This window comes from Serratia sp. OS31, from assembly GCF_014164835.1.
In the GTDB taxonomy this organism is placed as follows: Bacteria; Pseudomonadota; Gammaproteobacteria; order Enterobacterales; family Enterobacteriaceae; genus Serratia; species Serratia liquefaciens_A.
Window position 1 is genome coordinate 1 of record NZ_JACJFQ010000038.1, and the last position, 26284, is coordinate 26284.

The 26284-nt window shown below is 57.3% G+C and carries 26 protein-coding genes; 15 read left to right on the forward strand and 11 right to left on the reverse strand.

Translation table 11 applies throughout. The features are described from left to right. A partial coding sequence (locus tag H5P17_RS22915; RefSeq protein WP_182825407.1) for an integrase core domain-containing protein occupies positions 1 to 415 on the forward strand: 415 nt, incomplete at its 5' end. Positions 416 to 460: 45 nt separating this feature from the next. Here H5P17_RS22915 and H5P17_RS22920 read toward each other — a convergent pair. The 5 genes from H5P17_RS22920 to H5P17_RS22940 all read right to left on the reverse strand — a co-directional run bounded on the left by H5P17_RS22920 (position 461) and on the right by H5P17_RS22940 (position 5019). Continuing rightward, complete coding sequence (locus H5P17_RS22920; protein WP_182825409.1) at positions 461 to 685, reverse strand: hypothetical protein; 225 nt, start codon at positions 683 to 685, stop codon at positions 461 to 463. 239 nt (positions 686 to 924) lie between these two features. Continuing rightward, positions 925 to 2109, reverse strand: coding sequence for an MFS transporter TsgA (gene tsgA, locus H5P17_RS22925; RefSeq protein WP_182825411.1), 1185 nt, complete (start codon positions 2107 to 2109; stop codon positions 925 to 927). Positions 2110 to 2302: 193 nt separating this feature from the next. Next, positions 2303 to 3280: a LacI family DNA-binding transcriptional regulator gene (locus H5P17_RS22930; protein WP_044554855.1), complete on the reverse strand. Its 978-nt coding sequence runs from the start codon at positions 3278 to 3280 to the stop codon at positions 2303 to 2305. Positions 3281 to 3376: 96 nt separating this feature from the next. Continuing rightward, a complete protein-coding gene (locus H5P17_RS22935; RefSeq protein ID WP_182825413.1) occupies positions 3377 to 4684 on the reverse strand; it encodes a 6-phospho-beta-glucosidase in 1308 nt (435 codons plus the stop codon). Then, a complete protein-coding gene (locus H5P17_RS22940; RefSeq protein WP_041415733.1) occupies positions 4681 to 5019 on the reverse strand; it encodes a PTS lactose/cellobiose transporter subunit IIA in 339 nt (112 codons plus the stop codon). Before H5P17_RS22940 ends, H5P17_RS22935 begins: the two co-directional genes overlap by 4 nt. Positions 5020 to 5376: 357 nt before the next feature. On the opposite strand from H5P17_RS22940, the gene ppiA reads away from it, so the two are divergent. The 6 genes from ppiA to H5P17_RS22970 all read left to right on the forward strand — a co-directional run bounded on the left by ppiA (position 5377) and on the right by H5P17_RS22970 (position 12209). Continuing rightward, positions 5377 to 5946, forward strand: a complete 570-nt coding sequence (gene ppiA, locus H5P17_RS22945) for a peptidylprolyl isomerase A (RefSeq protein WP_044554762.1) — start codon at positions 5377 to 5379, stop codon at positions 5944 to 5946. A gap of 161 nt (positions 5947 to 6107) precedes the next feature. Beyond that, positions 6108 to 7793, forward strand: coding sequence for a sensor histidine kinase (locus H5P17_RS22950; RefSeq protein WP_182825415.1), 1686 nt, complete (start codon positions 6108 to 6110; stop codon positions 7791 to 7793). Further along, positions 7793 to 8518 (forward strand): two-component system response regulator BtsR, encoded by a 726-nt coding sequence (gene btsR, locus H5P17_RS22955; RefSeq protein WP_020837306.1) that lies wholly within the window; start codon positions 7793 to 7795, stop codon positions 8516 to 8518. The genes H5P17_RS22950 and btsR overlap by 1 nt, the downstream gene beginning before the upstream one ends. Positions 8519 to 8652: 134 nt before the next feature. Continuing rightward, entirely contained in the window at positions 8653 to 10179 is a 1527-nt protein-coding gene (locus tag H5P17_RS22960; protein WP_182825417.1) for a helicase HerA-like domain-containing protein, read from the forward strand. Between the two features lie 105 nt (positions 10180 to 10284). Further along, positions 10285 to 10860: an aminodeoxychorismate synthase component II gene (locus H5P17_RS22965; protein ID WP_044554756.1), complete on the forward strand. Its 576-nt coding sequence runs from the start codon at positions 10285 to 10287 to the stop codon at positions 10858 to 10860. A 131-nt stretch (positions 10861 to 10991) separates the two neighbouring features. Beyond that, on the forward strand, positions 10992 to 12209 hold the full coding sequence (locus H5P17_RS22970; protein ID WP_182825419.1) for an aspartate aminotransferase family protein: 1218 nt from the start codon (positions 10992 to 10994) through the stop codon (positions 12207 to 12209). Between the two features lie 37 nt (positions 12210 to 12246). Here the strand turns inward: H5P17_RS22970 and H5P17_RS22975 are convergent, their stop codons facing one another. Both H5P17_RS22975 and crp read right to left on the reverse strand, forming a co-directional pair. Beyond that, entirely contained in the window at positions 12247 to 14322 is a 2076-nt protein-coding gene (locus H5P17_RS22975) for a YccS/YhfK family putative transporter (RefSeq protein ID WP_044554854.1), read from the reverse strand. Between the two features lie 54 nt (positions 14323 to 14376). Then, positions 14377 to 15009 (reverse strand): cAMP-activated global transcriptional regulator CRP, encoded by a 633-nt coding sequence (crp, locus tag H5P17_RS22980; protein ID WP_004718520.1) that lies wholly within the window; start codon positions 15007 to 15009, stop codon positions 14377 to 14379. Positions 15010 to 15388: 379 nt separating this feature from the next. On the opposite strand from crp, the gene H5P17_RS22985 reads away from it, so the two are divergent. Then, the gene (locus H5P17_RS22985; RefSeq protein WP_044554754.1) at positions 15389 to 15796 is read left to right on the forward strand and encodes an OsmC family protein; all 408 of its coding nucleotides are present in this window, start codon (positions 15389 to 15391) and stop codon (positions 15794 to 15796) included. A gap of 36 nt (positions 15797 to 15832) precedes the next feature. Here the strand turns inward: H5P17_RS22985 and H5P17_RS22990 are convergent, their stop codons facing one another. From H5P17_RS22990 to H5P17_RS23000, 3 genes are all read right to left on the reverse strand, one after another. Next, positions 15833 to 16702 carry a phosphoribulokinase gene (locus H5P17_RS22990; RefSeq protein ID WP_182825421.1) on the reverse strand — a complete coding sequence of 290 codons (870 nt, stop codon included), beginning with the start codon at positions 16700 to 16702 and terminating at the stop codon, positions 15833 to 15835. Between the two features lie 150 nt (positions 16703 to 16852). Continuing rightward, entirely contained in the window at positions 16853 to 17086 is a 234-nt protein-coding gene (locus H5P17_RS22995; RefSeq protein ID WP_020837285.1) for a YheU family protein, read from the reverse strand. Further along, positions 17083 to 18063, reverse strand: a complete 981-nt coding sequence (locus H5P17_RS23000; protein ID WP_182825422.1) for a hydrolase — start codon at positions 18061 to 18063, stop codon at positions 17083 to 17085. Before H5P17_RS23000 ends, H5P17_RS22995 begins: the two co-directional genes overlap by 4 nt. A gap of 119 nt (positions 18064 to 18182) precedes the next feature. On the opposite strand from H5P17_RS23000, the gene H5P17_RS23005 reads away from it, so the two are divergent. Further along, positions 18183 to 18785 carry a LysE family translocator gene (locus tag H5P17_RS23005; RefSeq protein WP_044554751.1) on the forward strand — a complete coding sequence of 201 codons (603 nt, stop codon included), beginning with the start codon at positions 18183 to 18185 and terminating at the stop codon, positions 18783 to 18785. Positions 18786 to 18795: 10 nt separating this feature from the next. After that, positions 18796 to 19578 (forward strand): PhzF family phenazine biosynthesis protein, encoded by a 783-nt coding sequence (locus tag H5P17_RS23010; protein ID WP_182825424.1) that lies wholly within the window; start codon positions 18796 to 18798, stop codon positions 19576 to 19578. Here the strand turns inward: H5P17_RS23010 and H5P17_RS23015 are convergent, their stop codons facing one another. Further along, complete coding sequence (locus H5P17_RS23015; RefSeq protein WP_044554749.1) at positions 19579 to 20559, reverse strand: LacI family DNA-binding transcriptional regulator; 981 nt, start codon at positions 20557 to 20559, stop codon at positions 19579 to 19581. 243 nt (positions 20560 to 20802) lie between these two features. Between H5P17_RS23015 and H5P17_RS23020 the strand changes: the two genes are divergently transcribed. From H5P17_RS23020 to H5P17_RS23040, 5 genes are read left to right on the forward strand one after another with little or no spacing between them, the layout of a single operon-like run. Further along, positions 20803 to 21720: a GNAT family N-acetyltransferase gene (locus H5P17_RS23020; protein WP_182825426.1), complete on the forward strand. Its 918-nt coding sequence runs from the start codon at positions 20803 to 20805 to the stop codon at positions 21718 to 21720. Positions 21721 to 21751: 31 nt separating this feature from the next. After that, positions 21752 to 23011, forward strand: coding sequence for an MFS transporter (locus tag H5P17_RS23025; RefSeq protein ID WP_182825428.1), 1260 nt, complete (start codon positions 21752 to 21754; stop codon positions 23009 to 23011). Next, positions 23004 to 24089, forward strand: coding sequence for a Gfo/Idh/MocA family protein (locus H5P17_RS23030; protein ID WP_182825430.1), 1086 nt, complete (start codon positions 23004 to 23006; stop codon positions 24087 to 24089). Before H5P17_RS23025 ends, H5P17_RS23030 begins: the two co-directional genes overlap by 8 nt. Further along, entirely contained in the window at positions 24086 to 25150 is a 1065-nt protein-coding gene (locus tag H5P17_RS23035; RefSeq protein WP_182825432.1) for a sugar phosphate isomerase/epimerase, read from the forward strand. The genes H5P17_RS23030 and H5P17_RS23035 overlap by 4 nt, the downstream gene beginning before the upstream one ends. Continuing rightward, complete coding sequence (locus tag H5P17_RS23040) at positions 25147 to 26268, forward strand: Gfo/Idh/MocA family protein (protein WP_182825434.1); 1122 nt, start codon at positions 25147 to 25149, stop codon at positions 26266 to 26268. Before H5P17_RS23035 ends, H5P17_RS23040 begins: the two co-directional genes overlap by 4 nt. The last annotated feature ends 16 nt before the right edge of the window (positions 26269 to 26284 follow it).

A 26284-nucleotide genomic window follows, 5' to 3' on the forward strand; every position in this document is an offset into this window, starting at 1 on the left:
CACCCGCGAATGCCTGGGGATCTGCGTGGGGCAGAATTTGCGTTCAACAGAAGTGGCAGAAATGCTGAATAGCATAGCGCTCAGACGTCCTTTACCTCAGTTGCTGAAAACCGATAATGGTTCTGAATTTGCAGGGAAAATGCTGGACAGATGGGTGTACGAAAGAGGCATCAGAATCGACTTCTCACGCCCGGGAACACCGACGGACAATGCGACGGTGGAGTCCTTCAACGGCAGGTTACGGCAGGAATGTCTGAACGAGAACTGGTTTATGTCTTTGGAGGATGCGCGGTGCAAAATCGAGGCCTGGCGCATACACTATAACCAGAGGCGTCCCCATTCTGCGCTGGGCTGGATTACCCCGTCAGAATTTGCTGAGAAGTCTGCCGGTTGCCAGAATACACAACCAACATGAAGCCGGTAATTCCTGATTATGACTGGATCATATTCGGGGTCAGGGTCAAGCTTCTCGTCTTATTGCACTGTAGATAAGCCACTCTCCCGATGTCACCAGTCCGGTCATCCCGGATAATCTGGCCAGAGCAAGTTCGGCTCGGGTATTGAGATACTGATAGGATTTGGTATCAAGGTCAGGGGCAGAGGGCGGTAAAGACGCAGGCACAAAGGCATTAACGGTTTCCTGATGGCTCTGGGTTGTCACGAATCGGCCAGCTGTGCGCTTCATTAAACTCTCCTTTAATAAACCTGAACGTTATTAAATAACTCTTTAATAACACGGATGCCGATTAAAAATCTTTTTAATTAGTTGAGGTCTCGGGGGAGGGGGTAACAAAACGCTTATTGGCTCAAGTTTAGGAGCCCGCGGCTGAGTTAAAGCAAGCGGAGGGGGATAGCGGGGAAGAGGGCGCCGGCTTCAGCATAAAAAAGGGCGCCGAGGCGCCCTTTTCACATCACGTCGGCAGGTTAGTGCGTCACGTGACCGTGGCTGCGGTGCTTGGTCACGAAACCGAGCAGCAGACACATGACGAACACCGCCAGGTACAGGCCGTTAGCGGTAGTCAGCGCCGCATGCGCGCCGCCTTTCGCTACGATCGGGCCGGTGACCACGAAGGTCAGCATGGTGCCGATGGTGCCGCAGGTCAGGATGAAGTTAACCAGTTTCGGCGAAGAAACCTTGGTCTGCAGCGAGCCCAGAGTGATTAGCGTAGTGTAGATGGCGCTGGAAACGAAGCCCAGAGCCATAATGTAGTAGCTCAGGTGTTCCGGATTGTCGGTGCTGACGAACATGTACATCGCACCGGTCGCCAAAGCGGCCAGAATGGTGACGATACGCTGCAAGTCGAAGAAGCGCAGAATAAAGCTGAACACCCACATGCCCACCATGTATGAGGTCCAGAAATCGCTCACCAGTTTACCGGCCTGGCTGATATCCATACCGAATGACTTGGTGGCGTATTCCGGCACCCACTGGATGAAACCAAGCTGGCCGAGGATGTAGCACAGTGCGGCGATCGACAGGAACAGCACGCCGATACCCCATTTTTCTTTCGCCACCGGCTGGCCGGCGTCGGCGCCTTTGTTGCCCAGCACCGGGAACTCGGAGAACAGGGTCAGCACAAAGATACCTACATACAGCAGGCCGATGCAGGCGTACACCCAGTACCAACCGATCTGACGAGCCAGCAGCATTGCGGCGACAATCGGGAAGATCATCCCGGCCATGCTGAAGAAGGAGTCAGTGAACAGCAGGCGCGAACCGCGTTGGCGGCCGGCGTACATATGGGTGATCAGGAAGGTGCCTATCGACATGGTGATACCGCTGACCACGCCAAGGACGAACATGCACAACGAGAACATGGTCAGGCTTTTGCCGACCATCAACCCGGCGACAGCCAGCACCATCAGAACAAAGCCGAACATCAATTGACGTTTCAGCGGGATGATTTCCATCAGCCAGGCATTGAGGAAGATCGAAATCAAAATACCGGCGTTAAGAAAGGTAAAGGTATTGCTCATGCTGGAAACCGGCAGATTAAAGTACTCTGCAATGTTCCCCATCACCATCCCTGTGACGATAACTAAAGCACCGGTCAGCGCGTAAGAAAAATAGCTGATCCAGGTAAGCCGTAGACGGTTGCTGTCATTCATTATATAGGCCTGATTATGTCTGTGAGGAGTTTAAAACTGGCATAAGGCCGCTGGCTTTTCCTGGCAAAAGCAGAAAAAAGTCCCGATCAGGCCACCAGGGAGCGGATCCTAGCACAGACAACGGGAGTTTTTGTGATGGCTGTCGATTTTTTGATGCAATGAATGAGTAGTGGTGAAATATTTTTGTGATCTGTTAGCTCACCGTCACGATGGAGTCTCGACTGATGACGATCGGCGAGAAGCTAACCTCTGGCGTAGTCGGATCAATCAGCCGCCTTGCTGCGTATTGCGCCATTTCGGTAATCGGGAAATGTACGCTGGTCAGCGCCGGGCGAACGAAAGGCGCACGTTCGCCGCTGTCGTAACAGATCAGCGAGATATCTTGCGGAACCCGCAGACGGTGCTCGTTGATCGCCAGCAGCGCGCCGATGGCCATCTCTTCATTGCAGCAATAGATAGCGCTAGGCGTGGTTTCCATTTGCAACAGCAGATCGGCGCAGCGATAGCCGCTTTCCAAATCGTACAGCCCTTCGACGCAGGCAACCGGTTTGATGTGCGCAGCCTGCATTGCCTGTTCAAAGCCTTGCAGTCGCAAGTGGCTGGAGGGGCGGTCGCGGGGGCCGCTGATGCAGGCGATGCGCCGGTGACCGGCATCAATCAACTGTTGTGTCGCCATGCGGCTGGCGCGTGGATGATCGAAAGTGACGCAGCGTTCCTCCAGGCCGGGCACCAGGCGATCGAGCAGGATAAAAGGGCGTTGCTCGGTCGCCAACTGGCGCAGCTGGTCGTCGCTGAGGAAGCGGACATGAAGGATCACACCGTCGCAGCGCAGGCTGAACAGCCGTTGAATCGCCTGCCATTCATTTTCGGCGCTGTTGCGGCCTTGGGTCACCAGCAACTGTTTACCGTGGGATTCTGCTTCGGTTTGTACAAAGTCCATCAGCGCGCCGAAGAAGCCGCCGCGATATGAGGTCGTGACCAGCCCAAGGGTATTGCTGTGGCTGGAGGCCAATGCGCGTGCTGCAGGGTTGGGGGTGTAGCCGAGCTGAGCCACCGCGCGTTCCACTTTCTCGCGGGTCTGCCCTTTAACGTTAGTGTCGCCATTCACTACGCGGGACACGGTGGCGCGGGACACGCCCGCCAAGGCTGCGACATCTTCCAGTGTCACCATCATCCGACTCCTGATTACGACAAAAATGGGGTCGACGTATCGACCCCCTACAGATTAGTTATAGCAATGTATCAGCAACCGCGGCTGGCCCGGCGGTTATTTAAACTGTGGCAGATAAGGTGCATTCACCGCCAACACTTCATCCAGCAGCGGCTGGGCCACATTGGCATTGCCAACCAGCGGATTGGTCACCAACGCCAACAGACCACTACGGCGATCGCCATGCACTGCGGCTTCGATGGTAAGACGCTCGTAGGCTTTCACCTGTTGAGTCAGCGCGTGCATCGAATCCGGCAGAGTGCCGAAGGTCAGCGGGTGGGCGCCCTGGGCGTCGACGATACAGTTGGTTTCTATCACCGCATCGTCCGGTAAACCGCGAATGGCACCCCGGTTTGCAGTATTGACGACTAATTGCGTGCCGAGATTATTATGGATCGCACGAATTAGCTCCAGCGCGACTTCTGAATAATATGATCCGCCGCGGAAACTTAATTGTTCCGGTTTGCTGTCGAGGTGTGGATCGGCATACAGCTCAAACAGCTCTTTCTCTACTTTCATCACCTGCTCGGCACGGGTGCCGCGCTCGGCCGCCGCGGCAATTTCTTCGGCCAGCATCTCTTTGGTTTGGTAGAAATAGCGGTGGTACGGGCAAGGGATTGCCCCCACGGCGCGCAGGAAGTGCGGCTGCCAAGGCTCTTCCTTGATGTTGTTCATGGTCAACGCGGCGCCATCGCACAGCATATCGATCACCTTGGCGGTGACGTCACGGCCGTTTTGCAATACCTGGTGTACCCACACCATGTGGTTCAGCCCAGCGAACTGCAACTGTACCTCCTGATAAGGGCTTTTCAGCATGTTGGCGATCATATGGTGCATGCTGATCGGCACGTTACACAGCCCGATGATTTTCGCTTTGGTGTAACGCGAGACCGCTTCGGTGACGATACCGGCTGGGTTGGTGAAGTTGATGATCCAGGCATCCGGCGCCAGTTTTTCCACTCTGCGGGCGATATCCAGCATCACCGGGATGGTGCGCAGCGCCTTGGCAAAGCCGCCGACGCCGGTGGTTTCCTGGCCTATCAGATCGTATTTCAGCCCCAAGCGTTCGTCGGCGGCGCGTGCGGGCAGCTGGCCGACACGGAACTGGGTCAGAACGAAGTTCGCGTCCCGAATAGCTTCATCCAGCTCGAAATGCACGCTGACTTTGACCTGTTCCAGGCCATGGCGTGCCAGCATGCGTTCGGTCAGCGCGGCAATGATCTCTACCTTTTCGCGGCCGGGTTCAACATCTACCAGCGCCAGTTCGGTCACCGGCAGCTCTTCGATACGTTGGATCAGCCCATCAACCAATTCTGGCGTGTAGCTGCTGCCGCCGCCGATCACGGCGATTTTCAAGGCGCTCATGCGCGAACCTCCATCTGGGCCTGGCGGCGGTAGAGTTCAATCATGTCATCCGCCAGATCCTGGATCACCATGGCGTTCATCAGATGATCCTGGGCATGAACGGTAATCAGGTTGATGGCCAGTTTGCCGCAGCCTTCATCCATGCCGATCAGTTGGGTCTGGATCAGATGCGCCTTTTTCACCGACTGTTTGGACTCGGCCATGTGCTTGGCTGAGGCGGTAAAGTCACCGGCGCGCGCTTGCTGCAAGGCCATCAGCGCACTGCTGCGGGCGCCACCGGAGAACACCAGCAGCTCCATGATGGTGCTTTCAAAATCGGGGCTGATTTCCGTCATCAATTCACTCACATTATTTCTCCTGTTATTGCGCGGCGGCGGTGCCGGCGGATATTCGTTATTTTCGCTGTCACCCTCAAAATGAGAGCGCTCTCATTTGTTTAGATTAACCGGAACAGGAAATGAAACCGGGAGTTGTGTCGCAAAAAGCGAGCAAGGCGTAAAAAGGGCAAAAAATGCGTGATGCAGTTGGCAAAAAGGTCTAAGGCGATCATACTTTTGGCAGTAAAATTCGGGGCTGGCTGAGATAAGTCCCACAATTGCGTAAATATAGGTAAATGGCTGGCACTCGCAGGTTCAGCTCTTTAGAATCAAAGCGCTTTTCCGTTGTTTGTCTCTTAGAGAAAGGACCCGTTAATGTTCAAACGTACTTTAGTGACCTTCGTTGCGCTGTGTTCCCTGACAGCAATGGCACCCGCTGCGCTCGCCGCCGGTGAAACTCATGTCATGCTGACCACCTCAGCAGGGAATATCGAATTGGCGCTCGACAGTCAGAAGGCTCCGGTTTCCACCAAGAACTTCATCGACTACGTGAACAGCGGCTATTACAACAACACTATTTTCCACCGCGTGATCCCGGGCTTTATGGTTCAGGGCGGTGGCTTCACTGCGGATATGCAGCAAAAATCCACCCAGGCACCGATCAAGAACGAAGCGGATAATGGCCTGCGTAACCTGCGCGGCACCATTTCGATGGCGCGTACCGCCGATAAAGACAGTGCTACCAGCCAGTTCTTCCTGAACGTGGCGGATAACGCCTTCTTGGATCACGGCCAGCGCGATTTCGGTTACGCGGTGTTTGGCAAGGTGGTTAAAGGCATGGACGTGGTGGATAAAATTTCCCAGACGCCGACCGGCAACGTGGGGCCATACCAAAACGTTCCAAGTAAACCTATCGTCATTCTGTCAGCGAAAGTGCTGCCATAATGATTTTGCGCCGGCCCCCGGTGGGCCGGCTGCATTGCTTTCCCCGGAAGCCTTGCCTGCATCACTGTTTTTTTCCCCGTCGCATGCTTTAATCGCCAGCTTATAATCAGACCGGAAACCCGGCGTTCTGCATCTGTTTTGTTAAGGGATGAGCTGCTGCCATGTTTGAATTTAGCCAGGTTCTGCTGCTGTTACAGCAGATGTGCGTCTACCTTGTCATTGCTTATTTACTGAGTAAAACCCCGTTATTCATTCCGCTGACACAGGTGACTATCCGCCTGCCGCACAAGCTATTGTGCTACGTCATTTTCTCGGTGTTTTGCATCATGGGCACCTATTTCGGGCTGCATGTCGAAGGATCGATTGCCAACACTCGCGCGATCGGCGCCGTGCTGGGCGGCCTGTTGGGGGGACCTTCGGTAGGGTTCCTGGTAGGGTTGACCGGGGGCTTGCATCGCTACACTCTGGGCGGCATGACCGACATCGCCTGTGCGGTCTCTACCGTGGCGGAAGGGTTGGTGGGCGGGCTGGTGCACAGCATCGCCATGCGCCGGCGGCGTATCGACCTGCTGTTTAACCCCTTGTTTGTTGCCGGGGTGGCATTGGTGACCGAAGTGCTGCAAATGGCGATTATCCTGGCGATTGCACGGCCGTTTGACGAGGCGCTGCGGCTGGTGGAGCACATTGCTTTGCCAATGCTGATTGCTAACACGCTGGGGGCGGCGATGTTTATGCAGATCCTGTTGGACAGGCGGGCGATGTTCGAGAAATACACCGGCGCGTTCTCCGCCAAGGCACTGAAAATTGCCGAACGTACTGAAGGCATCTTGCGCCAGGGGTTCGATCAGGAAAACAGCATGCGGGTGGCGCGGGTGCTCTATCAGGAGTTGGGGATTGGTGCGGTCGCGATAACCGACCGTGAGAAGCTGTTGGCGTTTATCGGTATCGGCGACGATCACCACCTGCCGGGCACGCCGATCTCATCAAAGCATTCGCACCGCGCGATCGACAACAACGAAGTGGTTTACGCCGACGGCAATGAGCTTTCCTACAGCTGCTCGATCAACGCCAACTGCAAGCTGGGTTCAACGCTGGTGATCCCGTTGCGCGGTGAGAACCAACGGGTGATTGGCACCATTAAACTCTACGAGCCCAAAAGCCGTTTGTTCAGTACCATCAACCGCACGCTGGGTGAAGGTATCGCCAACCTGTTATCCGCACAGATCATGGCCGGCCAGTATGAGCGCCACACGCAGCTGCTGGCGCAGTCGGAAATCAAATTGCTGCATGCGCAGGTTAATCCGCATTTCCTGTTCAACGCCCTGAATACGCTGGTGGCGGTGATCCGTCGTGACGGGGACCGGGCCTGTGAGCTGGTGCAGTACCTTTCGACCTTTTTCCGCAAAAACCTCAAGCGTTCGGACGACGAAGTGAGCCTGGCAGACGAACTTGAGCACGTTAACGCCTATCTGCAGATCGAACAGGCGCGTTTTGCCGATCGGCTAGAGATTGCGGTATCGCTACCGGAAGAGCTGCTGGCGGTACGTCTGCCGGCCTTTTCACTGCAACCTATCGTTGAGAATGCCATCAAGCATGGCACTTCGCAGTTGCTGGGTATCGGGCGCATAGATATTGGTGCTCGGCTCGAGGGCGGCTGTCTGTTATTGCAGGTGACCGACAATGCGGGCTTATACCAGCCTTTGCCGAACAACAGCGGGCTGGGAATGAACCTGGTAGATAAACGTATTCGAGTACGCTACGGCGACGGCTATGGCGTACGGGTGGCCTGTGAGCCACAAACATTCACCCGCATTACGCTCAATGTCCCCTTGGCGAGGGCTGCCTGATGTTAAACGTACTGATTGTCGATGATGAACCCTCTGCGCGCGATAACCTGCGACATTTGTTGGAAGCGGAAGAAGGTATCAGCATTGTCGGCGAATGCGCCAATGCGATAGAAGCCATCAGCGGGATCCATCGCCTGCAGCCGGACGTGGTGTTTCTGGATATTCAGATGCCGCGCATCACCGGGCTGGAGATGGTGGGCATGCTCGATCCTAATCGCATGCCGCATATCGTGTTCCTGACCGCCTATGACGAATACGCGGTGCAGGCCTTTGAAGAGCATGCGTTTGATTACCTGTTGAAACCGGCGGAGCCGAAGCGGCTGAGCAAAACTCTGCAGCGCCTGCAGCAACAGCGCGGGCAGCAAAACATCGCCGCGCTGGACGAAAGCGCCGGCTACCTGAAATACATCCCCTGTACCGGCCACAGTCGCATCTATTTGCTGCGCTTTGACGAGGTAGTAGCGATACGTTCGCGACTGAGTGGCGTATTTGTGGTGCGTAATGACGGCATGGAATGTTTTACCGAGCTGACGCTGCGAACGCTGGAGCTGCGGACACCGCTGGTACGCTGCCACCGTCAGTATTTGGTCAATCTGGAGCAGGTGCGTGAAATTCGCTTCGATGAGGGTGGCGCTGCGGAAATGATCATGCCGGTTGGGGAGCCCGTCCCGGTCAGCCGCCGCTATCTGAAAGCCTTGAAAGAGGAGCTGGGGCTGCGGGGTTAGGGCGATTCTGAAATTATTGGCTTTACGGGCGTCTTGGTGACGCCCTTTTTGTTTGTCCTTGACGGGGTTAAGTCCCCCTTATAGCTTTATTGACATCAACAGGCGCTTTTTGCGTCGCGTCCAAGGAAAAGAAAATGAGTGAAGCACGGATTATCGCCAAAGCGATGAAAGACGGGAAACCGGTACAGGATCTGGTTATCCTGCCGGCATTGGCGAACCGCCATGGTCTGATCACCGGAGCGACCGGGACAGGTAAAACCGTGACGCTGCAAAAAATGGCCGAGCAGTTTTCGCGCATTGGCGTACCGGTCTTTTTGTCTGACGTGAAGGGAGACCTGTCGGGTATTGGTACCGAAGCCGTGCCTTCCGAGAAGCTGCAGGCGCGTTTGGCGGCAATTGGCGTCACTGACTGGCAGCCGCAGGCCTGTACGATTATTCCGTGGGACATTTATGGCGAGAAGGGCCATCCGATCCGCGCCACCGTATCCGATCTGGGGCCGCTGCTGTTGGCCCGATTGCTGGATTTGAACGAAGTGCAAAGCGGCGTGCTGCAGCTGGTGTTCAAAATAGCCGACGACAATGCGCTGCTGCTGTTGGATATGAAAGACCTGCGCGCCATGGTGCAGTACGTGGGGGACAACGCCAAACAGTTCCAAACCCAATACGGCAATATCTCTTCGGCTTCGGTCGGCGCTATCCAGCGCGGATTGTTGACGCTGGAAGAACAGGGGGCGAACCAGTTCTTCGGCGAGCCGATGCTGGACATCAATGACCTGATGAAAACCGACGCCAACGGCCACGGCATCATCAACCTGCTGGCGGCGGACAAGCTGATTAATCAGCCGAAACTCTATTCGGTGTTCCTGCTGTGGCTGCTGGCCGAGCTGTTCGAACACCTGCCGGAAGTGGGCGATCCTGAACAGCCGAAGCTGGTGTTCTTCTTCGACGAAGCTCATCTGCTGTTCAACGACGCACCGGCGGCGCTGCTGACGAAAATCGAACAGGTGGTACGCCTGATCCGTTCCAAAGGTGTCGGCATCTACTTTGTGACCCAAAATCCGCTCGACATCCCGGATAGTGTACTCGGACAGTTGGGCAACCGGGTGCAGCACGCGCTACGCGCCTTTACCCCTCGCGATCAGAAAGCGGTGAAAGCAGCAGCGCAAACCATGCGCGCCAATCCGGCCTTCGATGCGGAAACGGCGATCACCGAACTGGGCGTCGGCGAGGCGCTGGTCTCTTTCCTCGACGAAAAAGGGCGGCCAAACGTGGTGGAACGGGCAATGGTGATCGCGCCGGAATCCAAGATGGGCATGCTGGGGGCGGAAGGGCTGAACAGTGCGATCAACAAATCGCCGCTGTACGGTCGTTATGAGGATATGGTGGACCGCGAGTCTGCCTACGAGAAGCTGTCTGCGGAAGGTTTCGCCACCGTCGGTGCGCCGCAAGCGGGCCAACCGGCACAGCAACCCCAGGCGCAGCAGCCGGCGGGCGGCGGCCTGATGGGCGGGCTGAACGATATTTTGTTTGGCTCTACCGGCCCACGCGGCGGCAAGCGCGACGGTATAGTTCAAACTGCCGCCAAGAGCATGGCACGCGATCTCGGGCGTCAGATCCTGCGCGGCGTGCTGGGCTCGATCATGGGCGGTCGCAAGAAGTAAGCTGAAATTATCGGTAGCGGCAGTATCGTGGGGGCGTTGTATACTGCGCCCGTGTAAATCGGGGCGGCATATTCGCCCCCTACGATGATGTCTGTTGGAAACACTATGCTGCTGTTGATCGATAACTACGACTCTTTTACCTATAACCTTTACCAGTACTTCTGCGAATTAGGCGCCGAGGTGCTGGTGAAGCGTAACGACGAGCTGCAACTGGCCGATATCGAAAGGTTGGCGCCGCAGCGTCTGGTGATCTCTCCTGGGCCCTGTACCCCGAATGAAGCCGGCATCTCATTAGCCGCCATCCAGCATTTTGCCGGCAAGCTGCCGATCCTCGGCGTTTGTCTGGGGCACCAGGCGCTGGGGCAGGCATTCGGTGCTAAGGTGGTACGCGCCCGCGAGGTGATGCATGGCAAGACCTCGGCGATCCGCCATCTCGACAGCGGTGTTTTTCACGGTTTGAACAATCCGCTGACCGTTACCCGTTATCATTCGTTGGTGCTTGAAGCCGCCACGCTGCCGGACTGTTTTGAAGTCACCGCCTGGAGCGAGCGCGACGGCGTTCGCGATGAGATCATGGGCATCCGCCACCGGCAGTTGACGCTGGAAGGGGTACAGTTCCACCCAGAAAGCATCCTCAGCGAGCAGGGGCATCAGCTGTTGGATAATTTCCTTAAAAGTTAACTACTTAGATTTTTTTTAGCCGCCAAGGCGATTTGAGTTTGCCCTTAACTGGTTTTTTATGCATATTTTGTGATTATATTTTCACTTAATTGCAATCAAAAGACTGAGTCACTTTCAGGGTGGACCCCATAATGACCGAAAAATCTGCAGTAACCCGCAGCACCTTTGATCAGGTTATCCTGCCTGTTTATGCACCTGCTCAGTTTGTCCCGGTCAGGGGCAAAGGCAGCCGCGTGTGGGACCAGCAAGGGAAAGAGTACATCGACTTCTCCGGCGGTATTGCGGTGACGGCGTTGGGACACTGCCACCCGGCGTTGGTTGAGGCGCTGAAACAGCAGGGCGAAACCCTGTGGCATACCAGCAACGTGTTCACCAACGAACCGGCGCTGCGCCTGGCGACCAAGCTAATTAACGCCACCTTTGCCGATCGGGTGTTTTTTGCCAACTCCGGCGCAGAGGCTAACGAGGCGGCCTTCAAACTGGCGCGTCATTATGCGATTACCCGCCACAGTCCGTACAAAACCAAAATCATCGCCTTCTATAACGCGTTTCACGGCCGCACGCTGTTTACCGTCTCTGTAGGCGGACAGGCCAAGTATTCCGACGGTTTTGGACCGAAACCGGCCGATATCGTCCACGTGCCGTTCAACGATCTGGCCGCGGTGAAAGCGGTGATGGACGACCATACCTGCGCGGTGGTGATGGAGCCGATCCAGGGTGAGGGCGGGATTACCCCGGTAGATGCCGACTTCCTCAAGGGCGTACGCGAACTGTGCGACAAGCATCAGGCGCTGCTGGTATTCGACGAAGTGCAAAGCGGTATGGGACGCAGTGGCAAACTGTTCGCCTATATGCACTATGGCGTGACGCCAGACATCCTCACCACGGCCAAAGCGCTTGGCGGTGGCTTCCCGGTCAGCGCCATGCTGACCACCGAAGAGATTGCTTCGGTGATGCAGGTGGGCACCCATGGCACCACCTACGGCGGCAATCCGCTGGCCTGCGCGGTGGCGGAGGCGGCGCTGGACGTGATCAATACGCCGGAAGTGCTCAGTGGCATTGAACTGCGTCATGGATTGTACGTGCAGGCGTTAAAACAGATTGGCGAGAAATATGGTGTTTTCAGCGACATTCGCGGCATGGGCCTGCTGATCGGTGCCGAATTGACTGCGCCGTATCATGGCAAGGCGCGCGATTTCCTGACTGCCGCTGCTGCGCGCGGGTTGATGATCCTCAATGCCGGGCCAAACGTGATTCGTTTTGCGCCTTCGCTGGTAGTAGCAACCGAGGATATTGACGAAGGGATGGCGCTGTTTGAGCTGGCGGTACAGGACGTGATTAACGCTTAATACGTCGTGTTGATGTCGAGGGCGCCAGACGGCGCCCTTATTGATCGCGCAGTTTGCGTTTCAGCCAGATGCCATGGTGTGGACGCTGGCGCCAGGCCAACGACGAAATGGTGTGCATGACGCTCAGGTGGGACAAAATCCGCCGCAGGTGACGCTCCATTTCGGTTACCGGCATCTCCGGGTGCAAATCCGGCGGCTGCATAATGGCGCTGCCACTGCTCGGGCCGTCGTATTCCAGCCGCTGCTGACAGCTTTGCAGCGCGATTTCACAAGTCTGCAGATACTCCTCCGCCAGCTTTGGCGTCAGCATATAGTGTTCGCGCGCCAGAATGGTCATCGCATTCAGGTGTTCGACAATAAACTGGCTGTGCGTGACCCACAGGCGCATATCTGCCAGATAGCTCGATTCAAACCCCGGTTCCTGCATCGCCTGATTAAGTGAGGTGAACAGCGCGTTGTGCGCCTGATTGACCTGCATACGAGCATAGGCCAGCGCACTGGCATCGGGCTCTTGTTCTTCCAGCAACAGGCGCAGCGCCTGCTGATCGTTTTCCAATGCCTGATGGGCATTCTTGCGTAGCAAACCGCTTTGCCACTGTGGCCACAGCCAGATGGTGCTACCGAACACCAGCACGCAGCCGATCAGCGTGTCGATCAGGCGCGGCACCAGGAAGTGTGTGCCGTTCAGGGCCAACAGTTGCAGGGTATAGACCGCCGTCACCGTAAAGCCAATCACCGCCAGCCCGTAATTTTTACGTGAAACCAGGTAGGCCAGCAGCGTGATCACCAGCATCACGCCCAGCGTCTCAGCCTCGGGCAGCTGCAGTTGCAGTAACCCGGCGGCAATCACCAACCCAACCAGGGTGCCGAGCGCACGGTGCTGGATACGCACCCGAGTGGCGTTGTAGCCGTTTTGGCTCACCAGCATGATGGTCAACAGGATCCAGTAAGGCTTTGGCAGATTGAACATCATGCCCAGGCTGCTGCCCGCCGCCAGGGTGACTCCCAGCCGAGCCGCATTGCGCAGGGCGTTGGATTTGAACGACAGATAACTGACCAGCGCGGGCCAGAACGGCAGACGGTTTTGATTGGCCATCAGATCGCGTCGGTAGAGTGGGTGCTGGGTGCGCAGCAGGCGGGCGATGCGGCTGAAGTGGTAGTAACAGAATTGGCCGACCGGGTTGTCCGGATGCTGCGCCGCCACTTTTTCCAGGGCGGCCAGTTCATTGTCCATATTGAAACGCTGAGAATGCTGATGATAGAGAATGTCATGCGCTACCGTGCGCAGCCGGTTGGCAATCACCTGTGCATTGCGGCGGATGATGGCCTCGGCCTGGCTCTGTTCTACCAGCTTTTGTACCTCTTCCGGCAGATGCAGGCTGACGGTGATGTGCTCCTGTAAATCCAGAGCGACCTGGAAGGTGCGTTGCAGACGCTTTTGCTCGAGATTGCTGGCATGGGGCAGAAAATTAAGTTGTTGATACAGCAAAGTGATCAGGTCCATGACCTTTTGCTGGCGCACCAGCAGTGGCGGTAACGCGGTCTGTGGATCGGTGTGCTGGGTTAACAGTGAATATTTGGCTTCGAAGTAGTCCGCCAGTTCCAGATAGAGCTGGTTGAGCGATTCGCGCATCGGTTGCTCTTTCCACAGCTTGAACCAGAACCAGGTAAACAGGCCGTACCAGGCGGTGCCCACGATATACAACAGGGGCGCGTGCCAAAGCGGCACCGTACCAGCCATGCTGAGAGAGAAGATGGCGGCAACCAGCGCGGCGGGCAGCAGGCGGGCATGCAGCGGGCTGATTTCACCGCTGACGCCAAGCAGCAGCGCCAGGCCCAGCATCAGTATCGGCAGCGGCAACTGCCAAAGTAGCGCCTGTTGCAGCAGCAGGCTGCTGAGCGCAAAGAGCGAACCGCCGACGATCAGGCGTTTGAAGAAGCGTTTGTGGGGCGTGTCCAGCCCGGCGATGTTGCAGCAGGCGGGAACCAGAGAAAACAGCAGGCCGTATTGCAGTTGGCCGATCAGCAGGCCAAGCAGAACCGGCAGGCACAGCACCAGCGTTTGCCGCAGTGCGTAATTGACTTCCGGATGGTAAATCAGTCGGCGCCACATGATAAATCGGGGCATAAAAAAACGGCGCGAATCATCGCGCCGTTTTTTCAGTGATTAACGGGTGCCGTAAACGACAATAGTTTTGCCGTGAGCGGAGATCAGGTTTTGATCTTCCAGCATTTTCAGGATACGACCCACGGTTTCACGAGAGCAACCGACGATCTGGCCAATTTCCTGACGGGTGATTTTAATCTGCATGCCATCCGGATGGGTCATGGCATCAGGCTGTTTCGCCAGGTTCAGCAGGGTTTGCGCGATGCGGCCCGTAACGTCCAGGAAGGCGAGGTTACCCACTTTCTCAGAGGTTATCTGCAGGCGGTTTGCCATCTGGGCAGACAGGCGCATCAGGATGTCCGGGTTAACCTGGATCAGCTGGCGGAATTTCTTGTAGGAAATTTCAGCCACTTCGCAGGCGGTCTTCGCCCTAACCCAGGCGCTACGCTCCTGACCTTCTTCAAACAATCCAAGCTCGCCGATGAAATCCCCCTGGTTAAGGTAGGACAGGATCATCTCTTTACCTTCTTCATCCTTAATCAGCACCGCAACGGAGCCTTTAACGATGTAGTAAAGCGTTTCGGCTTTTTCACCTTGGTGAATCAGCGTACTTTTGGATGGATATTTGTGGATATGGCAATGAGACAGGAACCATTCGAGAGTAGGGTCTGTTTGCGGTTTGCCGAGAACCATTCGCTGTTATCCTCTGTTGTTATCGCTGCCTTGTGTCACAGGGGTCAGAGTTCCCTGTAAAACGTGCTGTCGCCGTTGTTTTAATGGTGGCTATCAGCAGGTTTTGAGGCGTGTCATAAATATACGCTGTCGCTCTAGCATATTAACTTGCCGGGAGAGCTGCAAGCTACATTCTGTTAACATACCGGTAAAGGAGCCTTTCCCTGGGAGTTTCCCTGAAATCAGTGTCCCGGAAAGATTTATTGCGGCTCTGTTTGTAGCACAGAGTGAGGCGGGTGTCTTGTGTTGTCTCGCTTCAGCATGATTAGCATCAGGTTCCGTTGCCAGTTTCTATGCGAAAGCGTACTGTGATTTTAAGAAATTAACCGGAGTGACCAGCATGCAGGCAAGAGTTAAGTGGGTGGAAGGGTTGACGTTTCTGGGCGAATCCGCGTCTGGCCATCAGGTATTGATGGACGGCAACGCCGGCGATAAAGCACCCAGTCCGATGGAAATGGTGCTGATGTCAGTAGGGGGATGCAGTGCAATCGACGTGGTGTCGATCCTGCAAAAAGGACGTAATGACGTGCGTGATTGCGAGGTGAAGCTGACCTCTGAACGTCGCGAAGAAGCGCCACGGTTGTTTACCCACATCAATCTGCATTTTATCGTGAGCGGCAAAGATTTGAGCGACAAGATCGTGGAGCGTGCGGTAAACCTCTCGGCCGAGAAGTACTGTTCGGTTTCACTGATGCTGAGCAAAGCCGCCAGCGTGACCCACAGTTTTGAAATCCGCGACCTGGCGTAACGGATAAAGGGGCGCGGTTGTGCCGCGCCCTGTTGTCTACTCGATTTTTTTTCCTTCCAGCAGTCGCTGCACCAGCGGCGCCATGATCAGCTCCATCGCCAGCCCCATTTTGCCACCCGGTACCACCAGCGTATTGATATGCGAGATAAAAGATCCCTGCAGCATTGCCAGCAGATAAGGGAAGTCGATCTGGTCCAGCCCGCGGAAGTGGATCACCACAAAGCTCTCGTCCAGCGAAGGGATAGCCTTGGCGGCGAACGGGTTGGAGGTGTCTACCGTCGGCACCCGTTGGAAGTTGATATGGGTGCGTGAGAACTGCGGCGTGATGTAGTTGATGTAGTCTTCCATCGAACGAACCACCGAATCCATCACCGCTTCGCGGGAGTGGCCGCGTTCACCGGTATCGCGGATCAGCTTCTGGATCCATTCCAGGTTGACGATCGGCACCACGCCAACCAGCAGATCGACGTGTTTGGCCACGTCGATCTGTTCGGTCACGACGCCACCGTGCAATCCTTCGTAGAACAGCATGTCGGTGGGTGCCGGCAAAGCTTCCCAGGGGGTGAAGGTGCCGGGAACCTGATTATAGGGCACCGCTTCATCGTAGGTATGCAGATACTTGCGTGAGCGGCCGGTGCCGTTTTTGCCGTAGTCGAGAAAGCTTTGCTGCAGCAGGCCGAAGTCATTGGCTTCGGGGCCAAAATAGCTGATATGGCGGCCGAGATCGCGCGCTTTGCGGATCGCCGCGTCCATTTCCGGCCGGGTGTAGCGGTGGAAGCTGTCGCCTTCCAGCTCGGCGGCGCGGATGTTCAACTGCTGAAAGATTTTACGGAACGCCACGCTGGTGGTGGTGGTGCCGGCCCCGCTGGAGCCGGTCACTGCGATAACGGGATGTTTGGCGGACATGGTATAGGTCACTCCGTGTTAAATGCGCAGGCGTCAGATATCATTATTGGTCTGTTTGACGCCCTTTCGCCAAGGGCAAAATTCCGCGCGTTGGTTTGCAATACCGCATTGTTACCTGATTTTTTCCGTCAGTCATAGAACCGATCGCCACTAAATTTCTTCCTGCCCGGCGCGGAACTGGCCGCGCGGCATGATGTTGACGGTCTCATGCAGTTCTGACCAAACCAGCAACACCTCGCCGTTTTTCAACTGGCGGCGCACGTCTTCCACTTTCTGTTCCAGCGAACGTTCGTGCTCGCCGTAGTCGGTGCCTTCGCGTAGCACAAAGGACTCGATCAGGCTGTTCAGGGTCTCAGTTTCCAGTTCTTTCCAGGGGATAATCACTTGGCGGTGTCCAGATAAGGGGAAAGCCAGGATGGAATACGGTATTCCAGCCACATTTGGGGATGTTTCAAGGTGCCGCCGACAAAACCGACGTGGCCACCAAACTCGGTCAACTGATACTCAATGTTGTGCGGCAGCGTGGCGACTTCGGGGATCACTTCGTCGGTCATAAAGGGATCGTCTTTGGCATGGATGATCAATAACGGCGTCTGGATCGTCGGCAACAGCGGCAGGGCGCTGCAACGACGGTAATAATCGCTGGCATCGCTGAAGCCGTGGATGCGCGAAGTAATGGCATCGTCAAAGTCGCGGATCCGGCGCAACGCCTTGAGCTGCGGCAGTTTGAGCGGCAGGGTATCAGGATAGTGCAGCAGCTTGCGAGTGGCGTTTTGTTTTAACTGCCCGAGCAGATAGCGCTGATAAACGCGCGAGAAGCCTTGTTCCATACGCCACGAACAGGGCTCCAGCATCAGCGGCGCGGAGACCACGACCGCCGCCTGCAGCAGGCTTTCCGCCCGCTGCTGCGCCAGGTAGCAGGCCAGCATGTTACCGCCGAGCGAGACGCCGACCGCGGCGGTGGGCGTTTCACCGTAGGTCGCGCGCAGCCACTGCAGGAAGAAACGCGCATCTTCCGTTTCTCCGGAGTGATAGATGCGCTGCTTGCGGTTCGGCACGCCGCTGCAACCGCGAAAATGCATCACCACGCCAAGCCAGCCTTTTTCACGCCAGGCGTTGAGTTGACCATGAGCGTAGGGGCTGTAGAAGTTGCCTTCCAGCCCGTGGAACAGCACCACGCGCGGTTTGCCGGCAGCCAGAGTCGGATCTTCGCTCCAGGCGAGATCGACAAAGTCGCCGTCGGGCAATTCCAGCCGCTGCCAGTGCGGTTTGAGCTGCACGCGGCGGCGTACCAGCCGTGGTAGCAGCGTCTGCAGATGCGGATTACTGGCCCCGGTCAAAGGGCGAAAGGATTCATGCATAACCTGAGTAAAAATCTTATTGGCGGCTATTGTGGGATTAATAGTGCGCTGTTAGCTTCACTATCCTGAACTGACAATAATACTGCAAAAAATCACCCTGGGTGAGGAGCACCCGCCTCATGGAACCGAGTTTATTTCTTTCGATGTTAGGCTTCCTGTGGGTCGCCGCCATCACGCCAGGCCCTAATAATATGCTGCTGACCACCTCCGGCGCCAATTTTGGCTTTATGCGCTCGCTGCTGTTGATGATGGGCATCATGCTGGGCATGCAAAGCATTTTGCTGCTGGTGGCGTTCGGGGTCGGCAGCCTGATCCTGGTTTACCCTGCGCTGCACCTGGTGCTGAAAATCCTCGGCAGCCTGTACCTGTTATGGCTGGCGTGGAAAGTGGCCACGGCCGCCTATGAAAAGCTGGAGACCGACGTGGCACCGCCCAAACCGATACGCTTGTATCAGGGCTGGCTGTTGCAGTTCCTTAACCCCAAGGCCTGGCTGATGGCGCTGGGGGCGGTGGCCAGTTTTAGCCTGGCAGGCGACAGGTACAACACGTCGATTGTGGCGATCTCGCTGGGCATTTTGGTGGTGAATATCGTCGCCGGGGTGATTTGGCTCGGATTCGGCACGGTGATTGGTCGCCTGCTACGCAGCAAAAAGGCCTGGATCATCTTTAATGTGTCAATGGGGCTGCTGACGGCGGCCTGTGTGTTACTCATCTGGCATTAAGGAGTTGCAGATGGCAGAAAATTACTTCCACGTAGTGGCCTTCACCGGCGAAGGGCTTCGCGGCAATCCGGCCGGCGTATGCCTGTTGAAACAGCCGTTGTCGACCGCCGAGATGCAAGCGATCGCCAATGAACTGAACCTGCCTGAAACCAGTTTTGTCTGGGACGATGGCGATATGTCGGCCATCCGCTGGTTCACTCCCCAGCGCGAGGTGGATCTGTGCGGCCACGGTACGCTGGCGGCGGCGCACGTGATGCTCAGCGCGGTCAATCCGGCGTTGCAGGATATCCGTTTCCGTTCGGCCAGTGGTGATTTGTACGTTAAGCGCGACGCCGAAGATGGCGAACGCTTGATCCTGGATTTTCCGTCCCGACCGCCGCAAAAAATCGCGACGCCTGCCGGGCTGACAGAGCTGTTGGGCGTTGAACCGCAGGAAGTGTGGCAAGCCAATGCGCTGCTGGTGGTGCTGGAAAACGAAGCGCAGGTGCGGGCGCTGCAGCCGGCTATCCCGGCGTTAATTGCTTTAACTGGTCGCGCGGTGATCGCCAGCGCACCGGGCGAAACGGTGGATTTCGTTTCGCGCTATTTCACGCTGGACGGCGGTGAGGATCCGGTCACCGGCTCTGCACACTGCACGTTGATGCCTTACTGGAGCGCACGTCTCGGGCGTCATCAATTACACGCGCGGCAGATATCGGCGCGCGGCGGTGAGTTGTTCTGTGAACTGAAAGGCGACCGTACCCTGATAGGCGGCGATGCGCAGATTTTTTTGCGTGGCGAACTGAGCCTGTAATCAGGCCGAACCGCGTTCTACCAGCCGCCATTCGAGCACGTCATTGCGTGGCGGCTGTTGCGGATCCTTGATTTTTTCCAGCAGCAGCTGCACGCTGCGCACGCCGAATTGATGCATCGGCTGTTCGACGGTGGTCAGCGGCGGGGTGGTAATGGCGCCAAAAGGCACACCGTCAAAGCCCATCACTGCGACCTGTTCGGGGATGCGCAGCCCTTGTTGGTGCAAGCTGCTCATTGCCCCGCCGGCAATCACGTCCGAGATGGCAAAGACCGCATCCGGGCGTGGCTCCGCGTCCAGCAGGCGGTTCATCGCCAGCGCACCGGCGGCATATTCCAATCCTTCGACGTATTCCACCCGGCAATAGTCCAGTTTGGCTTCGGCCAGCGCCTGTCGATAACCCTGCTCCCGTTGCTGTGAATAGAGATAGCGCATGTCGCTGTTGATCAGCGCAATACGTTGCCGGCCCTGAGCGACCAAATAACGTACGCCTGCCATCGCCGCCTGATGATTGTCGATGGTCACCGAGGAAGCGCGGAACTCGGGATCGCCTTCACCGCATTGTACCCAGGGGAAATCGCCGATCATCGCGGTCAGGCCGGGCAGGCAACTGACGGCGTCCATGGTAATGACTCCGTCGACCACCTTGCCGCTCAGCAGGCTGAGGTAGGCGGATTCCCGCGTCGGATTGGATTCAGAGTTGCACAGCAAAATGTGGTAGCCGTGACGTTCAGCCTCCTCTTCGATACCGCGTACTACCAGCGAGCAGAAAGGGTTGGTGATACTGGAAACCAGCACCAGCAACATGCGGCTACGCGAAGTGCGCAACTGACGCGCCAGCAGGTTGGGCTGATAGTCGCAGGCGCGGATCGCGGCCAGTACCTTGTCGCGAGTGGCCGGTTTGACGATCTGCTGGCCGTTCAACACCCGTGAAACGGTCGCGGCGGAGACGCCGGCGAGTTTCGCCACCTTTTCGATCGACATGGTTTGCTGTTCCTTCTGCCCATTTGCCCCGAACAATATGCTCAAGCACGGAAAAATGTCTGCGCCTGACCTCAGGATTGTGATGTTGATTACAAATTCATCTTATCAGCCCCTCTTATCACATTAATCGGGTTGCCGAAAAAAAGAAATCGATTACATTTTGCTCATGGTGAAAATGAAATCGATTACATTTTACGATTTCGCGGTATTTCGCTGAACCCATAATCTGAAAAGAGGTGGCGGATGCAGGTGCAACTGAGGGTAGCGGAAAGCGGCGATCGCCCGGAAATCGCGCAGCTGATTCATCTGTCGACCAATGCCTGGTACCAACGCCACGGCAGAGGGGCCATTTTTACCGCAGAGCCGGCCAGCTGTGGGCTGTTCGTTGACGTCTATCGCCAACTGGATCCCGGTCAGCACTGGATTGCGCGCGATGAGCAGGGCGTACTGTGCAGTTCCTGCTTTTTCCATCCGCGTGAGACACACCTCGGGCTGGGCATCATGAATGTGCATCCCGATTACTTCGGTCGCGGTATCGCCGCGCAGCTGATGGCGAAAGCCGATGAGCTGGCGGGATCGCTACCGATACGCCTGATTTCCAGCGCGTTAAATCTGGACTCCTACGCGTTGTACCACCGTGCCGGCTTCACGCCCTATGCGATTTATCAGGATATGGCGATCCCGGTGCCGACGCTGGGGTTCTCTTTTCCACGACTGACGCGCGGCAGGGTACGTGCCGCTCAGCAGGGCGATCTGCCCGGCATTTTGCAATTGGAGCGAACGCTGCTGGGCATTGAACGCCGTCGCGATATCGACCATTTCCTTAACGACACCAGCGGGTTATGGAGTATCGCCGTGTGGGAGCTGGACGGCGTGATTGGCGGCTATCTGGCGTCGGTGGCGCATCCGGCTTCACGCATGTTGGGGCCGGGCTGCAGCCACAGCGAAGAGATCGCCCTGGAGTTGATCAGTTGGATGCTGGACCAGCATCACCGCGGCACCACGCCGGTGGTGCTGGTACCGGCGCAGCGTTCTGCCCTCAGTCAGGTGCTGTTGCAGTGGGGCGGAAGGATTTGCGAATTGCATTTGGCGCAGGTGAAAGGCCAGGCGCAGCAACCCGGCGGTGTGGTTATGCCGTCCTTCCTGCCGGAAAGCGGTTAACCACCACCACAACAATACCAATGGGGAAATTATGCAAACTGACAGCGTGGCCCTGGGGGCCAACAGCGCCACATTCAAATGGGTAGTGCCGCGGCTGGCACTGATGATGTTTCTGCAATTCTTTGTTTGGGGCGCCTGGTACGTCACGCTCGGCGTAGTGATGGGCAAGTTTGGCCTGGCGGCAATCATCGGCGATGCTTATTCCACCGGGCCGATCGCGTCGATTCTTTCGCCGTTCGTACTGGGCATGCTGGTGGATCGCTTCTTTGCCTCGCAGAAGGTACTGGGCGTACTGCACCTGATCGGTGCCGGGTTGCTTTGGCTGATGCCGGGCTTTTTCAGCAGTGGGCAAAGCGGCCTGCTGTGGATCATCTTCGGCTATATGCTGTGCTATATGCCGACGATCGCCCTTAGCAACAACGTCGCGTTTTACAGCCTGAGCAACAGTGAAAAGGCATTTCCCGTGGTGCGGGCGTTCGGGACCTTCGGCTGGATTGTCGCCGGGCTGATCGTCGGCGCCAGCGGGTTGTCCGACAGCACCGGCATTTTCACGCTGGCGGCGGTCGCTTCGCTGGTGCTGGCTATCTACAGCTTCACCCTGCCACACACCCCGGCGCCGGAACGTGGCAAACCGGTAAAAATGCGCGACCTGCTGTGCGCCGATGCCTTTGCCATGCTGAAGCAACGGCACTTTCTGGTGTTTATCATCTGCGCGACGCTGATCTCCATCCCGTTGGCGGCCTACTATGCCTACGCCGCGCCGTTCGTTGCCGCCACGGGATTTAGCAACGTCGGTGGCGTGATGTCGCTGGGGCAGATGTCCGAGCTGTTCTTTATGCTGTTGATCCCGTTCCTGTTCGCGCGGTTGGGCATCAAAGTGATGCTGTTGATTGGCATGCTGTCGTGGTTCCTGCGCTACGTGATGTTTGCGTTGGGTATCACTGAGGAACTGCGCTGGATGATTTACCTCGGCATCCTGTTGCACGGCATGTGCTACGACTTCTTTTTCGTGATTGGTTTTATCTACACCGACAAGGTGGCGGGCGACAAGGTCAAGGGCCAGGCGCAGAGTCTGCTGGTGTTGTTTACCTATGGGCTGGGCATGCTGATCGGTTCGCAGATCAGCGGTGCGCTGTTTAATCGAATGGTGACGGCAGAGGGGGCGGCGGCGCTGCCGCAGTGGCAGAGCTTCTGGTGGTATCCGGCCATCGGCGCACTGGTGATAGCGGCGCTGTTTTTCTTCACCTTCAATTACCGCGAAATCCCGCAAGCGGAGAAAGGCGATGACTGACCTGCGCGTACTGGTTGTGGGGTGCGGCAACATGGGAGCCTCGCACGCCGAAGCCTATCACGGCATGAAAGGGGTTGAGATCTGCGGGCTGGTGGCGCGCGGCGATTCGCGGCATCGGCTCAATGCCAGGTTGGGCGGCGGCTACCCGACGTTCAGTGATTTTTCACAGGCGCTGACGGCGACGCATCCTGATGCGGTATGCCTGACGACCTGGCCCGATACTCACGAGGCTTACGCGCTGGCGGCACTGGCCGCCGGTTGCCATCTGTTCATTGAGAAACCCCTCGCCACCACCGTAGCCGGTGCGGAACGCGTGATCGCCGCCGCCCGTGCTGCCGGGCGGCAACTGGTGGTCGGTTATATCCTGCGTCACCATCCTTCATGGCGGCGATTCGTTGAATTGGCGCGCGGCCTCGGCAAACCGCTGGTGATGCGCATGAACCTCAATCAGCAAAGCCACGGCGCGATGTGGGACGTGCATCGTAATCTGATGCAGTCGCTGTCGCCGATTGTCGACTGCGGCGTGCATTACCTCGACGTGATGTGCCAGATGGCCCAGTCGGAGCCGGTCAGCGTCAGCGCCATCGGCGCACGGTTGAGCGATGCGCTGCCGCCGGGAATGTACAACTATGGCCAGCTGCAAGTGCGCTTTGCCGATGGCTCGGTGGGCTGGTACGAAGCCGGCTGGGGGCCGATGATCAGCGAAACCGCCTACTTTGTGAAAGACGTGATTGGGCCACTCGGCGCGGTTTCGATCGTGGCGCGACAGTCGGGTGCGGTGGGGGAGTCTGATAACGTTGACGGTCATACCCGCACCGATTCGTTGCGCGTCCATTATGCGACGCTGGACGGTGCCAATCAGTTTGTCCACCCGGACCGCTGGATCGACTGTCAGGACGAACCGGACCATTTGGCGCTGTGCCTGAGCGAGCAGCGCTATTTTCTTCAGGCGATACAAGAGGGGCTGGATCTCAGCCGGCATTGGCAGGATGCCTTAAACAGCCTGCGCGTAGTCCTGGCGGCGGATGAAGCGGTACGCAGCCAGAGAACGGTAATGTTAGGGAGGTCATCACCATGAAAACCATTCAGGGGCCAGGGCTGTTTCTGGCGCAGTTTATCGGCGCGCAGGCGCCGTTCGATTCACTGGACGGGCTGGCCGGTTGGGCCGCGGGCCTGGGGTTCAAAAGCGTGCAGATCCCGACCGGCGCTCCGGCCATTTTTGATCTCGAACGGGCCGCCCACTGCCAGGAATATTGCGACGGCATACGTGAACAACTGGCGGGATACGGCCTGGTCATTTCGGAGTTGTCCACTCACCTGCAAGGACAGCTGGTGGCGGTGCACCCGGTTTACGATCTGGCTTTCGACGCCTTTGCTCCGGCAGTGATGCGCGGCAATCCGCAGGCGCGACAGGCATGGGCGACCGAGCAATTGTTGATGGCGGCGCAGGCGTCGCAGCGGCTTGGATTAACCGCGCACGTTACTTTCTCCGGTGCGCTGGCCTGGCCTTATTTTTACCCCTGGCCGCCCCATAATGCGCTGTTGCTGGAGGAGGCCTTCGGGCAGTTGGCGCGGTGTTGGCGGCCGATCCTCGATGCTTTTGACAACGTGGGCGTCGATCTTTGTTATGAGCTGCATCCCGGGGAAGATCTGCACGACGGCGTGACGTTCGAGCGTTTTCTGCGCCAGGTTGGCAATCATCCGCGCTGCCATATTTTATACGACCCCAGCCATCTGCATTTGCAGCAAATGGACTACCTGGGCTTTATTGATGTTTATCATGCGCGTATCCGGGCGTTCCACGTCAAAGATGCGGAATATCGACCCAATGCCCGCAGCGGTGTGTATGGCGGCTATCAACCCTGGCTGGAAAGGCCTGGGCGTTTTCGTTCGTTGGGTGACGGGCAGATCGACTTCCCGGCGATCTTCAGCAAACTGGCGCAGTACGATTTCCCCGGTTGGGCCACGCTGGAATGGGAGTGCTGCCTGAAGTCGCCGGAGGCGGGGGCGCGTGAAGGGGCCGAGTTTATCACCCGGCATATTATTCCTGTTGCCGATCGGGCGTTCGATGATTTTGCCGCCTCCGGCGTTGAGCGCAAACAGATCCGGCGGATGCTGGGTATCGGAGAACAGCCATGAGACTACGTTTGGGTATGGTCGGCGGGGGCGAAGGGGCGTTTATTGGTGCAGTGCATCGCCTGGCTGCGCGAATGGACGACGAATTCGAGCTGGTGGCCGGGGCTTTTTCCTCCGATGAGGAAAATTGCCGTCGTACCGGTGAGCGGCTGCACCTGGATCCGCAACGCAGCTATCGCGATTTCCGGCAGATGGCGCAGGCCGAGGCGGCTCGCGAAGACGGCGTGGATGTGGTGGCGATCGTCACGCCCAATTATTTGCATGCGCCGGTAGCGACTGCCTTTCTCAACGCCGGTATCGACGTCATCTGCGACAAGCCGCTGTGCAACAGCTACGCCGAAGCGTTGCAGTTGGCCGAAACGGTGCGACGTAGCGGAAGGCAGCTGATATTAACCCATAACTACAGTGCTTATCCGCTGGTGCGCGAGGCGCGGAGCCGGGTGCTGGCCGGTGAACTGGGCGAGATCCGCTTTATCGAGGTGGAGTATCTGCAGGAATGGCTGGCACAGCCGCTGGAGTTGACCGATAACAAGCAGGCGGGTTGGCGCGCCCAGCCGGAGAAAGCGGGAGCCGGTTGCATCGGTGACGTCGGCACCCACGCCTGGCAGTTGGCGCAGTTTGTCAGCGGCCTGTTGCCGCAGGCGATCAGCGCCGAGCTGACGACGTTTATTCCCGGACGCAAGCTGGACGACGATGTGCGGGTACAAATGCGATACGCCAACGGCGCCAGAGGCAGACTGTGGGCCAGCCAGGTGGCTTGCGGCCATGAAAACGGCTTGCGGCTGCGAGTCTACGGCAGTGAGGGCAGCCTGGCCTTTTGCCAGGAGCAACCCAATCAGCTGTGGATGCACCCACGAAATGCACCAGCCTACTGCATCACGCGCGCTTCTTCATTCCAGTATGCGGAGAACCGCCTGTTGGCGCGTGTGCCTGCCGGCCACCCCGAGGGGTATCTGGAAGGATTTGGCCAGATTTACCGTGAAGCGGCGAGCCGTCTGCGTGAGGGGCCGCAGGCTGCCCCCTTGTTGCCGGGAATTGAAACCGGTGTGCAGGGGATGGCGTTTATTGACGCCGCCCAGCGTAGCAGCGCCGCCGGAGGGCAATGGGTCGATTTGATTTGATTAAATATTCCCATAA